Raw genomic sequence first — 13,072 nt, 5'->3', positions numbered from 1 at the left:
AAAAAAAGCTTAGCAATGTGCTAAGCTACGATTTTGACAGTTCTTGCAAAGAACCAAAGAATAAGTCTGCTTCATTCATTTGTTCATTTTCTTCAGAAAGGGTTGGTAAATCTTCTAATGTTTGAAGTCCAAATGTATCTAAGAACTCTTTCGTCGTACCATATAAAATAGGGCGCCCTGGACCTTCTGCTCTGCCCGTTTCTTTTATAAGTAAGTGTGATACCAATGTTTGCAATGCCCTGTCCGTTTTCACACCTCGAATCTCTTCCATTTCAGTTCTTGTAATTGGCTGACGATAGGCAACAATCGCCAATGTTTCAAGAGCAGCCTGGGAAAGAGATGCTGCTGTTGGCGTATCCATTAATTTTTGATAATAAGATGCATGTTCTTTTTTTGTAGCAAGGCGATACACTTTTGCAAATTGTACAATTTGCAATCCTCGCTGCATCCCTTGGCATTCCTTTTGCATTTCTTCGACAAGCTGAATTACATCTTCCACTTCAATTTCAAGTACTTTTGCAATTTGTTCTGGATAAATCCCTTCATCACCCGCAACAAATAAAAGCCCCTCAATTATTGCCATCTGTTCTTTTCTATCCAACATACAATCTCCTTTCTCATATCTTTCCGCGCAAAAATATCCACGACAAAAACCGAATCACAGTATATTGCGCTCGGTCCAACACTCCTTCTATTGTTCCAAACAAAATCATGTAAAACTATGATCAGCGAATTTACTTCCACTGATCATTCGTCTTGACTAATCAAATACTTACTGCTAATTTTCATTACAATCTTGAAATAGGATTTCCTAAGATTTAGAGCGAGTCAAAAAGATTTCATCAAAATTGTGTTCCTGCTCAATAACAATCTGCTGGTTTTTCATAAGTTCGAGTATGGCTAAAAACGTCACAACCATTACTTCACGCTCTTCATCAACAAATAAATCATAAAAGCTTTGGCTTCCTTCCGCTGTATCTAATTGCTGTAAAATATCACTCATACGCTGTTCAATTGGTATTTCTTGACGAGTAATTCGCGTTGTTACTGGACGTTTTGACTTTTTTCGACGCATAAGTTTTTGAAATGCTGCTAACATATCATACAGTGTGACATCGAGAGGTAAACTTGTCTCCTCTTCTTGTTGAAACGATGTAAAATCGATTGGTGGACGTGTATAAAGTTGTGCTCTTTCTTGTTCTCTCTCTTTTAATTCAGCAGCAACTTGTTTATATTTTTTATATTCAATTAACCGCTCCATCAACTCTTGACGAGGATCATCCATAAAATCTTCACCACTATCAGGTACATCTTCTTCTTGTTTCGGTAACAGCATTTTACTTTTAATTTGTAATAGCGTTGCAGCCATCACCAAATACTCACTTGCAACATCCAGTTGCAATTCTTTCATCGTATGAATATAAGATAAATACTGCTCTGTAATTTCCGCTACAGGGATATTATATATATCGATTTCATAACGATGAATTAAATGTAACAGTAGATCTAAAGGTCCTTCAAAAGCTTCTACTTTAAAATTATATTGCACAAAGCATCCCACCACATTTTTTCTATAACAACATAAGTATAGAGCATACTTATGTTCTATCCAACCTTTTTAAGAAATTTACTTAAAAATAGACATCTGCCCATGCAACAATGCCCACCTCTTCATATGATAAAAGTGTAGTAAGTTCAATGTAGGAGGTAAAAAACTATGGGCCATGTTGATTGTGGTTTTAATGGCGGTTTCGCTTTACTTGTTGTGCTATTTATCTTATTAATCATTGTAGGCGCGGCTTGCTTCTGCTAATGCAGAACATAATAAACGGCTAGGGAATCTCTAGCCGTTTATTATTTATCCTGCTATTTACAGGAAATAACCCCCATACTGATTAAAGTTTCACTTTATCTCTCATCTCTAAAAAAGAAAAGCTTTAGAATTCTCCCCTACTCACATTATCGTTACGCTTCATGGTACACTGTACATAAGACCGTTTAGACAGGAGCGAAAAGAATGTATCCTACTGCATACATACAGTTTTTAATTCATTTTCACGGAGATTACGATTACTTCGAATGTCACGAAGTATTAGAGGAATATTGGAAATTAAAACCAAGAGGAGAGCGTGACAACTACTGGGTTGGTTTTATTCAAATAGCAGTTTCTTTATACCATCACAGACGCTCAAATTGGAATGGTTCAATACGAATGATGAAAAGCGCCATTGCTATTTTAAAAGAAGAAAGTAAACAAGTGCATGAATTAGGTCTTGATCACCCAAAACTTTTAACTATTTTGCAAAAACAATTACAGTCTATTCAAAAGAAAGAACCTTTTACACCTATATTTTTACCTTTTTCAGACTCTTCTTTGGAAAATACATGCTTGCAATTGTGTACAGAAAAAATGCTTCCCTGGAAAGATGCTCATTCACTACCTACTGAGTACATTGTCCATAAACATAAATTACGTAACAGAAATGATGTAATTGCCGAACGAAACGAGCAACTAAAAAAGAGAAAGCAGAGATGACATTGTTCTTATCTCTGCTTTTATGAATGTATATTTTGTTCTACTTCCTTACACTTTTCGCAAAAACTAGTAGTTTGTTCATTACCACAAACCGTAACACCTTGAAACTTATTTTTTAATTCTTGTACCATCTTCGTACCAATCCCCATGTGACGATGAGATGGATTCACACTAAGATGTTGAATCTCTAATACATTTTCTTGATTGATAATTCCAACTATCCCAACAAAATCATCATTTTGTTTCCACAAATACAGTTGCCAACTATCGTTTTTATCATATTCTTTCATTGTTAATTGTAAAGTTTTTACATCTTTTTCAGTCGGCATAAAAGAAAGAAGTCCCATTGCAATCTTCTCATAACTTTTTTTAAAACGAATTAACATAAATCTTATCCCTTCTTACAAAAGTTACAAACCATGTATCCCCTCTACCACTATTTCTACATCATATCCATTCTACAATATTTTCACTATAGTGAGAAGGGCTGCCAAAACAACTTGATAATCATACAAAGAGAGTTTAGGAAAGTCAACTACATATAAATTTTAAAATGAGCATAAAACCTTTCCCTTTTAGGCGGGAGGAGAGTATCCGTTCATGCATAGAAGCGTTCAAACCCTTTTTCTGCCCCAGGCCAAATCAAACAAGGGAGAAAAATTGAATACAATTCAATCATAACGCCTATAAAAAATTTTACTATATCCTATGTATGTTTACAAAAACTAGTTCTTCGCATAATAACTTTATTCTCTACATTATCATTTACTGTACAACTATCATCAATTCCTCCTTATAACATAAAAAACTACTCTTCCCTTTTCATATTGATTGCAAAAGAATTATCTTAAACTGATGATAGTAAGAATAAGTACAAAAAAAGAGAGCTAGATTGCTCTCTCTTTCACTTACTCTTCCCAAACTTTAACTTCTTTCATTACATCGCCTTGACGCATGTTTAATACTGTTTCAATACCGCTTGTCGCTTTACCAAACACAGTATGTACACCATCTAAATGTGGTTGTGGCTCATGGACAATAAAGAATTGGCTACCACCTGTATTACGGCCAGCGTGTGCCATAGAAAGTGCTCCAACTACATGTCTATGAGGATTCCCATCAGTTTCACATGGAATAGAGTAACCAGGGCCACCCGCTCCTGTTCCTGTTGGATCTCCGCCTTGACTTACGAAACCAGGAATAACGCGGTGGAATGTAACACCATTATAAAATCCTTGGTCTGCTAATTTTTTAAAGTTTTCAACTGTTTTTGGTGCTTCTTCTGGGAAAAATTCTAATTCGATTTTTTCACCATTCTCCATTAATATGTATCCTAAAGTTTTCATACGTATATGTCTCCTTTCAACTATCTCAGCACTATATTACCATATTCGCGTCCAGAAACAAAAAGAATCCGACAATCTGCATACTTCTTTTTTGAAATCAAGAAGAAGACGGATGACAAATCAGAAAAATATACTATAATAACTGTGTTGCCCGAAAATTCCAGAAAGAGAAAGGGAGCGATTTTTCGTGAGAACGAAACTATTAGCTCTGCTACTAGCTGTTACAGTATTTATGATTCCAACAGCTTCATTTGCAGATGTGATTGAGGGAGAATCAATCGTTACATTAGGAGAAAATTTATCTGAACAACAAAAACAAGATCTTTTAAAAGAAATGAAAGCGCCAAAAGATGCGCAAATTATTACTGTTTCTAATGCGGAAGAACATAAATTTTTAGAGGGTATTGTACCAAAAGCACAAATTGGTACGAGAGCTATTTCCTCTTCTATGATTACGTATACAAAACCAGGATCAGGTCTTATTGTGCGAGCGAAAAACATTAATTGGGTAACAGATGCAATGTATACAAACGCACTCATTACAGCAGGTGTCAAAGATGCAGAGATTCAAATCACAGCACCCTTTAAAGTATCAGGAACAGCTGCTTTAACAGGACTAATGAAAGCTTACGAAACAACATCGAAAAAAGAAATTCCTGAAGAAGTAAAAAAAGTAGCCAATGAAGAAATGGTACAAACAGCCAAGCTTGGTGACAAAATTGGTGAAGAAAAAGCTGTTCAACTTGTTGCAAAAGTAAAAGAAGAAATTGCTAAGGAACAACCAAAAACAACAGAAGATTTACGTGCGCTAATTAAAAAGATTGCTGAGCAACTTGGTATTACACTAACAGATGAGCAATTAGATAGTTTAGTTTCATTATTTGATAAAATGAAAAACTTAAATATTGACTGGAACCAAGTTGGTACCCAATTAAATAAAGCGAAAGAACATGTTTCAGCCTTCTTAGGATCTGAAGAAGGACAAGGGTTCCTAGATAAAGTAAAAGATTTCTTCTCTAGTATTATTGATTTTATTAAATCCTTATTTAAGTAAGAAAAAGCTCGTCATTGACGGGCTTTTTCTTTATACATCCGAATCAAACCCTCTTTTCTAGGTGGGAGAGATCATCCGCCCTTGCATTGTAGCGATCAGAGCTTTTTTAACACCATGCCATGTGCAAAACAAAGAGAAAAAATGAGCAGATGCTTCTTTTATTTTCATAGTCACGACTTATATACTTGAGATTTATATAAGCAAGGGTAACTTCATAACAGCTTCCTCTACAGAACGAACAACGTGACGTGCTTTTTCTTTTACATAGGGATGTGCATGATGAAGAGTGAAAGAATTTGGCGTTACTGCAAACATGGAGATATCATTAAAAGAATCACCGATACATGCTACTTCGTGCGCTTCAATTTTCAAATGCGCCATTAAACGTTTTAAAGCACTTCCTTTACTAACTCCCATTGGCATAATATCCACATAGCCTTTTCCAGAAATAAAAATTTCAGCTTGTTCATGAAAAGTTTCTCTTAGTTCTTGATCCAATTTCACAATTTTTTCTGCTTCTCCATACACAAACAACTTTGCAGGATGTACACTTTTACCAAATTCTTCTTCTAATGTTTCTATTTCAGCAATATGCACACCCATATATTCTTCAAAAACATAATGATGTTCGTTTTTCTTTTTCGTATATCGCTGCTCTTTTGCACACACAATATCAGCTAGCTTTTTTTCATGAATATATCGATATATTTCCTGGGCAACTCCATCATTAAATTTCGATTCATGAAATGTTTGCCCGTTTGGTAATAGCATCGTAGCTCCATTTAAACCAGTTGTATAATATGGAAATGTGAACCATTTAACTGCATCGTGAATTCTATGTGTAAAACGGCCAGAAGCAAAGCAAATATTTGTCCCTTTTTCTGCTAACCAACAAAGTGCTTTTTCATCTTCCTTATGAATATGACTTACATTATAAACAAGTGTATCGTCTAAATCACTTACAAATAATTTAATCATGCTCTCTTCCCCTTTCATACACAATTTCTACTCTAATTGTACGAAAAAAATGTTGTGTTTTTGTTAAAAAACGATAAATTTATAATAAAAAATAAGCAGGAAAATAATCCTGCTTATTTTTGTCTACGTATATTTTGCGGATGTACAATGCTTGGACGTACTTTTAAGCTAGACATAGTTGGACGTAACAAAATTTTCGTTAATGCGCCCCAATCAAACGGTAGAAACGGCCATAAATACGGTGTTTGTAAACTTTTAATAGATGTTAAAAATAAGATTAACATTGTCATTCCAACAATAAATCCTATTTCATGAAATAAACCGGTTAAAAGAATTACGAATAATCTTCCTAGTTTATTTCCGAGTCCTAATTCATAACTCGGTGTCGCATATATTCCAATCATCGCAACAGCTGTATATAAAATAACTTCTGGAACAAATAAGCCAACATCAATTGCAATTTGTCCAATTAAAATCGCTGAAATTAAACCGGTAGCTGATGATAGAGGGGTTGGCGTATGAATCGATGCCATTCTTAAAAATTCAAGCCCAATATCTGCCATAATAATTTGTAATACAATAGGTAAATGCGTCATTTTATTCGGTCCAATAAAAGCTAGTTTTTCCGGTAATAACGTTGGATCTAAAACAAACACGAGCCAAAAAGGCATCAAAAATAGGGAAAATAAGATACCAACAAATCGTACCCATCGTAAAAATGTACCAACTGCGGGATTTTGTCTAAACTCTTCCGCATGCTGTACATGATGAAAATAAGTTGTTGGTGTAATCATCACACTTGGAGATGTATCAACAATAACTAATACGTGCCCTTCTAATAAATGATTTGCTGCTACATCCGGTCTTTCTGTATAACGAATAAGTGGAAAAGGATTATAGCCTTGTTTAACTAAAAATTCTTCAATCGTTTTATCTGCCATCGTAATTCCATCTACTTCGATATTCTCTAGTTCTTGCTTAATAATCTTTACTAAATCTGGATTGGCAACATCTTGAACATACGTAATGCAAATATCTGTTTGCGATCTATCCCCTACCCGGATAATTTCATTTCGCAAGCGCGGATCACGAATACGTCTTCTTATTAAGGCAGTATTTACAACTATATTTTCTACAAAGCCATCTCTCGCTCCACGTACTACTTTTTCTGTATCTGGCTCTGTCGGTGTTCGCCCTGGATAACTACGAACATCAATTACAAAAGCTTCCGTCTCACCTTCTACAAAAATAATCACGAGACCAGATAAAACTTGTACCATTACATCATCCATCGTTTTCACTTTACTTACTTGTTGATGAATAAGTCGATTTTCTAAAATCTCTACTGTATTCCCCTCAGCATTCCTTATCTCATTTGTATCCACTGCTTCTTCCAAAATTGGAATGATATAGTTTGTATCACACAATCCATTTACAAATAATACACCGATTTCTTTATCAAGAATTTGAAATTTACGAATTCCAACATCAAATGTAACACCGAGTCCGACTGTTTGTTTTAAATAATTTTCATTGTCACTTAAAAAAGAAGAAATCGGGATATTAACGTTCTTCTGTTTCGTCATAAAATCCACTTCTTTCTAAAATTAATTGAATTGCTTTTTTTGTAATAGGTGATCCTCGTTCCCACTCATCATTTCCACACATTTTTCCAATATCACCAATCCCAACGATGACAGGGACATTTAATTCATCTAAACAGTAAATCGTATCCCCATTAATCCTGCCAATTTCACCATCGGGCAATCCAAATTTGTCAACGCCGTATTCTGTTAATCTGCCTTCTCGATCTACACTGACATCTACACGTGCCCACTCCCAATGATGTGTATTAGACGCAACAGCTAAAATACCAAGAACATCAATGTTTTTATGCATCGCCACATATTTTAATGCCTTTTCACCTGAACCTTCTCCGATAAATCCACTATCATCAAACATGACAAATACAGGGTCATATGGCGTTTGCATAATCAGCTCCACAATCTTCTTTCCTGTCAACTTGGTCGGATTGCTTTGGGAGGCTGAAATACACCTTCCGCCAAATTCCTTTGTTAACAGCTCAATTGTTCGCTTTGCATATTCATCTCCGTCTGTCACCAAAATAACCCTTCGTCTCATTTGTTTTATCCTTTCGGTTTACATATAAGTGCCACAAAGAACGCAAATAATATCGCTGCTGAAATACCCGAGGAAGTTAAACTAAACATCCCAATTCCTATTCCTAAATAGCCATGTTTTTCAGCCGCCTCTAATGCCCCATGTAAAAGGGAATGTCCAAAGCTCGTTATAGGAACAGTTGCACCTGCACCTGCAAATTTTATGAGTTTATCATATAGTCCAAAACTATCTAAAATCGCTCCAATCACTACAAAAGTTGCCATCAAATGTGCAGGAGTTAATTTAGCAAAATCTAATAAAAGTTGTCCTATTACACAAATAGCTCCTCCAACAATAAACGCGTATACAAAATCCACACTTCACACTCCTTTTACCCTTTCAAATACAATGCCATGTGCGATTGTCGGAATCGTTTCTTTTTGTTGTATCATAATCGGGCTTAACAATGCTCCTGTTGCAACTACAAAAATACGCTGTAAGTTTCCCTTTTTCATTTCTTCTAGTAAATGACCGTATGTTACAACTGCCGAACAAGCACAACCACTTCCACCTGCAAAAACTTCTTCTTGATCCTTGTGATAAATCATTAGTCCGCAATCATTATATACATGCCCTAAATCATATCCTTCCTCAAGTAAAAGCTGCTTCGTAATTGGCGCTCCAACACCTGATAAATCGCCTGTAACAATAAGATCATAATCAGCTGCACTTCTCCCTAAATCTTCAAAATGCTGTTGAATCGTATGAGCAGCTGCAGGTGCCATTGCCGATCCCATATCAAAAGGATTTGTAATTCCTAAATCTTGTACCTTACCAATGGTGGCAGCTGTTATTTTAATATTGCTCGGTTCTTTACTAATTAAAGCTGCTCCCGCCCCTGTAACAGTTGATGTAGCTGTACCAGGCCTTTGCCCTCCATATTCTGTCGGATAACGAAATTGCCGTTCTGCAGTTGCATTATGACTACTAACCGTAGCTATCACACGGTTAGCAAAACCGCCATCAATAAAAGCCGATCCGATTGCTAGTGTCTCCATTGATGTTGCACAAGCACTGAACATACCTAAAAAAGGAATTCCAAGCTCTCGTGCCACATAATTCGCTGTAACGGTTTGGTTTAATAAGTCACCTGCTAAAAAAAAATCAATTTGCGAAGGTCTTATATCCCCCTTTCGCATAACTTGCTGAATTGAATCATTCATCAACCTTCTTTCAGCGAGCTCCCAATTTTCTTCCTCGCAGTGTAAGTCATCGTATGAAATATCAAAACACTTTCCAAGAGGACCTTCCGCTTCTTTTGGACCGACAGCAGTACCTGTTGCATTCACAAATATATGATTTTGAAATACCCATGTTTGCTTCCCTGTCAATCTCATATCTAGTCTCCTTTAAGACATCCAAAGTTTAAACGTATATCGAATGAGTCCAACAATATATGCTCCAACAACTCCAAATACAATTACACTTCCAGCAAGCTTAAACATATTTGTAGCAACTCCAAGTACAATTCCCTCACTACGATGCTCTATTGCTGCACTTGCCATTGAATTTGCAAATCCAGTAACAGGAACTGCTGAACCAGCTCCTCCAAATTGACCGATTTTATCATACACACCAAGTCCAGTTAACATGGCTGATAATAATACAAGCGTTGCTATTGTAGGGTTTCCTGCATCTTGCTCACTGAAATGAAAATAATGCATAAAAAATTTCATCAAGCATTCACCTACCGTACAAATCAGTCCCCCCACGACGAATGCTTTTACACAATTCATCACATAATTTGGCTTTGGATGATAATCTTTTACTTTATTTATGTAATCATCTTTTAATTTATCTTGTGTCATCTGATGCCTCCTACCGTGCAAAATAAATCCAATGAAATAAAGAACCCATTACCTTTCCAAGTACAAGTGCAACAAGTAAAATAACAATTTTCCCATCTACTCCTACCCGTTTAGCTAATATAGGTAAAACATTTAATACTTCTGTCAAAGCTGCAGCAAGCATACCAATGAATGTTCCACAAAATAAGCCAAGTATAATAAGCCAATACTGAGATACTTGAAAGGTTATATCTCTTAAACTGCACCATGCCCCGACCAAAGAACCACCAATTACAGCCCATTCAAAAATTTGAATACGATGGCCACTCCTTGTTAACTGAGCTAATCGTGGAATAACACCGAGCACAGCTAAAAATGCAACATATCCCCCTCCAACTGCGATACCACCAGCAAGCCCCATTACGATCACCAAACCATATTCAATCATCTGCAATTTGTTTTGCACTCTCTTTATTTTCATTAATCATGACATATTGATCGAGTGATTGTTGATACTGGAACATTTCCACTTCTAACGGACTCGGCTCTTCATTAATTCGTTTTTGAAACACATGATTAAAAAATAGGACCATCCCTAATCCAAGTCCTAAAGAATAAGGAATTTGAAATAAGAGTGGTTTATAGTTAATTTCTCCTGTAATCATGTAATATAGACGTCCATGTACTTGTTGCATACTTACGTCCTCATGAAAATAAATAATTGCCAGAGCCGCCCCGACAAAAAGTAATATCCAAACCAATCCAAAGAAAACGGGGTTTACTTTCTTTTTTTCATAGACGATTTCAACAAGTGTTTGTCCAGGACCAAATAAATTAATTTGTGTATGCTGCGTAGTTTGCCCAATGACTTGAATAATTTTCATCGCATCAATTACAACATGTGTTTTATCACGTTTTGTGATTTTATAGACGAGCTGTTTTTTTATTTTTTCTACTACATCAGACTCTCCAACTACTTGTGCAACATCTTCAATCTTCACCTCATATGAAGGCGATACTTGCAGACGATTTCGCATTTTGAGATAGATTGTTTGTTCCACTTAAAGCTCACCTCTTCACTTTTCCTCGTAGTTGTAGTATGGTTTTTGGAAAATTTTCTAATACAACATTTTTATAAAATAAACTTTGTACGGTGAATTTTTATCAACGATCACAGTGAATAAAGAAAACAGGAATTTTAGTAATAGGGTCTTATGGAAGAAAATGGTGAATAAAATTTTATCGTTCCAATTTCAAATATATCGACATTGCCACAAATAACGATAAAAACAGGAGCCTGCTGACTCCTGTTTCCCCACACCCTTAAAGAAAAAACATCCGCACTTTTTTGGCGCAGATGTTTTTTTATGCCTTCTTTTTTCTAAATAAATTCATAATACTTAAAGCTAATCCTCCCCAAATGACTACAATTCCAATGATCATCATCATAATTGCTGATCCACTCATTATGAAACACCTCGATCTTTCCATTCTTTTTCAAGCTGGGCAGAATCTGAATGTATTTGCGAATTCCATTTTTTCACGCTAATAATTAATGCAATGATAAGAAATGCTGCTGCCAAAGCCCAACCATACGTTACGACAAATTGTGTTGGATAATCTCCGTAATTCTTTTGAATGTTTTGGATTGTACCATCAATCAGCATGTACCCTAACATCAGTGGTGTAATAACAAGTAAACTAACTCTCCAGAACATCCCTAGCTTAATATCCGATGTGAAATTCGCATGATTTTGATATACTGGTAAACGGCGAAGGATAAGTCCAACCGTAACTACCTCTACCAATGCAATTACAATAAGTCCAAAGTTATTTGCAAAGTAATCTACAACATCTAGGAACATAAGCCCGCCACGTGTCGCAAATACAAGTGAAACTAGCACAAGAAGAGTACCCATAATTCCAATGGTCTTTTGACGACTTAGACTAAATTTTTCAGATACAGCTGCAAAACATACTTCTGCTAATGAGATAAGTGATGTAATTCCAGCTACCGTTAAGGACAGAAAGAATAATACTCCAAATAATGGTGACATCGGTAATTCGTTAATAATTTGCGGGAATACGACAAACGCGAGTCCAACGCCAGCGCTCGCTACTTTATCAACTGGTACTCCCATGTTATTTGCCATAAAACCGAGTGCTGCAAACACACCGATTCCAGCTAATAATTCAAAGCCTGAGTTCGCAAAACCAGTAATAAAAGCGTTATTTGTTGTATCAGAGTTCTTTGGTAAATAACTAGAGTAAGTAATCATAATTCCGAATGCTAACGATAAACTAAAGAAAATTTGCCCGTATGCAGCAAGCCATACTTTTCCATCTAAAATACGACTCCAATCCGGTTTAAAAAAGGCATCAAGCCCTTGCATTGCCCCTTCCATCGTAACAGCGCGAACAACAATAATTAGAAACATCACAACAAGTAAAGGAATAAAAATACGGTTTACAACTTCAATTCCTTTCTTAACCCCTTTAAATGCCACACCAAGTACAATAATCCAAACAAGCGCAAGTGGAATTAACACTTCTGGTACAAGGCCTCCAAATTGTCCTGGCTTATCAACAACTTGTAAATACTCTTTAAATAGAAAAGCTTCTGTATCTTTCCCCCACGCTCCAGTAATCGAAAAATACGTATAAGAAATCGACCATGCAATAATAACAGCATAATACGTGGAAACGATAAATGTAACAGCCATTTGCCACCAACCAATAAATTCAGCACGTGGATTTATACGAAAGAATGTAAGTGGTGCTGAACCGCGGTGACGGTGCCCAAGAGCAAATTCAAAAGCTAATAATGAAATACCAGTCGTTAATAATGCAAATAAGTACGGTAAAAAGAATGCGCCCCCTCCGTTTTCATACGCAGTATACGGAAAACGCCATATGTTCCCTAATCCAACAGCAGAACCGATTGCTGCAAAAATAAATCCAGCCCTCGTTCCCCATTGCTGCCTTGTTTCCATGTTTCCTTCCCCCTTTATGACAAGTTTATAATTGGATTATATTTAAAATTTACTAAATTATCAATAAATTCTGTAAATTTTTCTGGATGAGTGAAATTTTTGGATTTTGGAAAAGATAACATTAATAACATAAGATGTAGCTTTTTTCAAAAGTTCATTTGAAATATTACTCCCTTCTCGTTGAAATAAAAAATCGA

At 35.8% G+C, this 13,072-nt stretch carries 17 protein-coding genes; 3 read left to right on the top strand and 14 right to left on the bottom strand.

Features of this window, described 5'->3' with window-relative positions; all coding sequences use genetic code 11:
* Positions 1 to 25: 25 nt before the first annotated feature.
* Positions 26 to 601: an SMC-Scp complex subunit ScpB gene (scpB, locus tag KFD70_RS13215; protein ID WP_336452184.1), complete on the bottom strand. Its 576-nt coding sequence runs from the start codon at positions 599 to 601 to the stop codon at positions 26 to 28.
* Between the two features lie 210 nt (positions 602 to 811).
* Positions 812 to 1,549: a segregation/condensation protein A gene (locus tag KFD70_RS13210; RefSeq protein WP_336452185.1), complete on the bottom strand. Its 738-nt coding sequence runs from the start codon at positions 1,547 to 1,549 to the stop codon at positions 812 to 814.
* 168 nt (positions 1,550 to 1,717) lie between these two features.
* Between KFD70_RS13210 and KFD70_RS13205 the strand changes: the two genes are divergently transcribed.
* Together KFD70_RS13205 and KFD70_RS13200 are read left to right on the top strand one after the other, a co-directional pair.
* Complete coding sequence (locus KFD70_RS13205) at positions 1,718 to 1,813, top strand: YjcZ family sporulation protein (RefSeq protein WP_000510192.1); 96 nt, start codon at positions 1,718 to 1,720, stop codon at positions 1,811 to 1,813.
* A gap of 204 nt (positions 1,814 to 2,017) precedes the next feature.
* Complete coding sequence (locus tag KFD70_RS13200; protein WP_336452186.1) at positions 2,018 to 2,536, top strand: DUF309 domain-containing protein; 519 nt, start codon at positions 2,018 to 2,020, stop codon at positions 2,534 to 2,536.
* 20 nt (positions 2,537 to 2,556) lie between these two features.
* On the opposite strand, the gene KFD70_RS13195 is transcribed toward KFD70_RS13200, so the two are convergent.
* Positions 2,557 to 2,922, bottom strand: a complete 366-nt coding sequence (locus KFD70_RS13195; protein ID WP_336452187.1) for a GNAT family N-acetyltransferase — start codon at positions 2,920 to 2,922, stop codon at positions 2,557 to 2,559.
* A 522-nt stretch (positions 2,923 to 3,444) separates the two neighbouring features.
* Positions 3,445 to 3,882 (bottom strand): peptidylprolyl isomerase, encoded by a 438-nt coding sequence (locus KFD70_RS13190; protein WP_336452188.1) that lies wholly within the window; start codon positions 3,880 to 3,882, stop codon positions 3,445 to 3,447.
* 187 nt (positions 3,883 to 4,069) lie between these two features.
* On the opposite strand from KFD70_RS13190, the gene KFD70_RS13185 reads away from it, so the two are divergent.
* Positions 4,070 to 4,936 carry a DUF1002 domain-containing protein gene (locus KFD70_RS13185; protein WP_336452189.1) on the top strand — a complete coding sequence of 289 codons (867 nt, stop codon included), beginning with the start codon at positions 4,070 to 4,072 and terminating at the stop codon, positions 4,934 to 4,936.
* 192 nt (positions 4,937 to 5,128) lie between these two features.
* On the opposite strand, the gene KFD70_RS13180 is transcribed toward KFD70_RS13185, so the two are convergent.
* The 10 genes from KFD70_RS13180 to KFD70_RS13135 form a co-directional block, all read right to left on the bottom strand.
* Complete coding sequence (locus KFD70_RS13180) at positions 5,129 to 5,932, bottom strand: Cof-type HAD-IIB family hydrolase (RefSeq protein WP_336452190.1); 804 nt, start codon at positions 5,930 to 5,932, stop codon at positions 5,129 to 5,131.
* A gap of 95 nt (positions 5,933 to 6,027) precedes the next feature.
* Positions 6,028 to 7,500 carry a spore germination protein gene (locus KFD70_RS13175; RefSeq protein ID WP_336452191.1) on the bottom strand — a complete coding sequence of 491 codons (1,473 nt, stop codon included), beginning with the start codon at positions 7,498 to 7,500 and terminating at the stop codon, positions 6,028 to 6,030.
* Positions 7,478 to 8,056 carry a stage V sporulation protein SpoVABEA gene (gene spoVAEA, locus KFD70_RS13170; protein ID WP_336452192.1) on the bottom strand — a complete coding sequence of 193 codons (579 nt, stop codon included), beginning with the start codon at positions 8,054 to 8,056 and terminating at the stop codon, positions 7,478 to 7,480. Before spoVAEA ends, KFD70_RS13175 begins: the two co-directional genes overlap by 23 nt.
* Before the next feature lie 5 nt (positions 8,057 to 8,061).
* Positions 8,062 to 8,412, bottom strand: a complete 351-nt coding sequence (gene spoVAE / locus KFD70_RS13165) for a stage V sporulation protein AE (RefSeq protein ID WP_336452193.1) — start codon at positions 8,410 to 8,412, stop codon at positions 8,062 to 8,064.
* A gap of 3 nt (positions 8,413 to 8,415) precedes the next feature.
* Positions 8,416 to 9,432: a stage V sporulation protein AD gene (gene spoVAD, locus KFD70_RS13160; RefSeq protein WP_336452194.1), complete on the bottom strand. Its 1,017-nt coding sequence runs from the start codon at positions 9,430 to 9,432 to the stop codon at positions 8,416 to 8,418.
* Between the two features lie 12 nt (positions 9,433 to 9,444).
* Entirely contained in the window at positions 9,445 to 9,903 is a 459-nt protein-coding gene (gene spoVAC, locus KFD70_RS13155) for a stage V sporulation protein AC (protein ID WP_336452195.1), read from the bottom strand.
* A 10-nt stretch (positions 9,904 to 9,913) separates the two neighbouring features.
* On the bottom strand, positions 9,914 to 10,330 hold the full coding sequence (locus KFD70_RS13150; RefSeq protein WP_336452222.1) for a stage V sporulation protein AB: 417 nt from the start codon (positions 10,328 to 10,330) through the stop codon (positions 9,914 to 9,916).
* On the bottom strand, positions 10,323 to 10,943 hold the full coding sequence (locus KFD70_RS13145; protein WP_336452196.1) for a stage V sporulation protein AA: 621 nt from the start codon (positions 10,941 to 10,943) through the stop codon (positions 10,323 to 10,325). Before KFD70_RS13145 ends, KFD70_RS13150 begins: the two co-directional genes overlap by 8 nt.
* Positions 10,944 to 11,247: 304 nt before the next feature.
* Positions 11,248 to 11,349 (bottom strand): methionine/alanine import family NSS transporter small subunit, encoded by a 102-nt coding sequence (locus tag KFD70_RS13140; RefSeq protein ID WP_082188779.1) that lies wholly within the window; start codon positions 11,347 to 11,349, stop codon positions 11,248 to 11,250.
* Positions 11,349 to 12,875 carry a sodium-dependent transporter gene (locus tag KFD70_RS13135; RefSeq protein WP_336452197.1) on the bottom strand — a complete coding sequence of 509 codons (1,527 nt, stop codon included), beginning with the start codon at positions 12,873 to 12,875 and terminating at the stop codon, positions 11,349 to 11,351. The genes KFD70_RS13140 and KFD70_RS13135 overlap by 1 nt, the downstream gene beginning before the upstream one ends.
* Between the last annotated feature and the right edge of the window lie 197 nt (positions 12,876 to 13,072).

It is taken from the genome of Bacillus pfraonensis, assembly GCF_050768835.1.
Taxonomy (GTDB): Bacteria; Bacillota; Bacilli; order Bacillales; family Bacillaceae_G; genus Bacillus_A; species Bacillus_A pfraonensis.
This window is presented reverse-complemented; position numbering and strand designations above follow the sequence as displayed.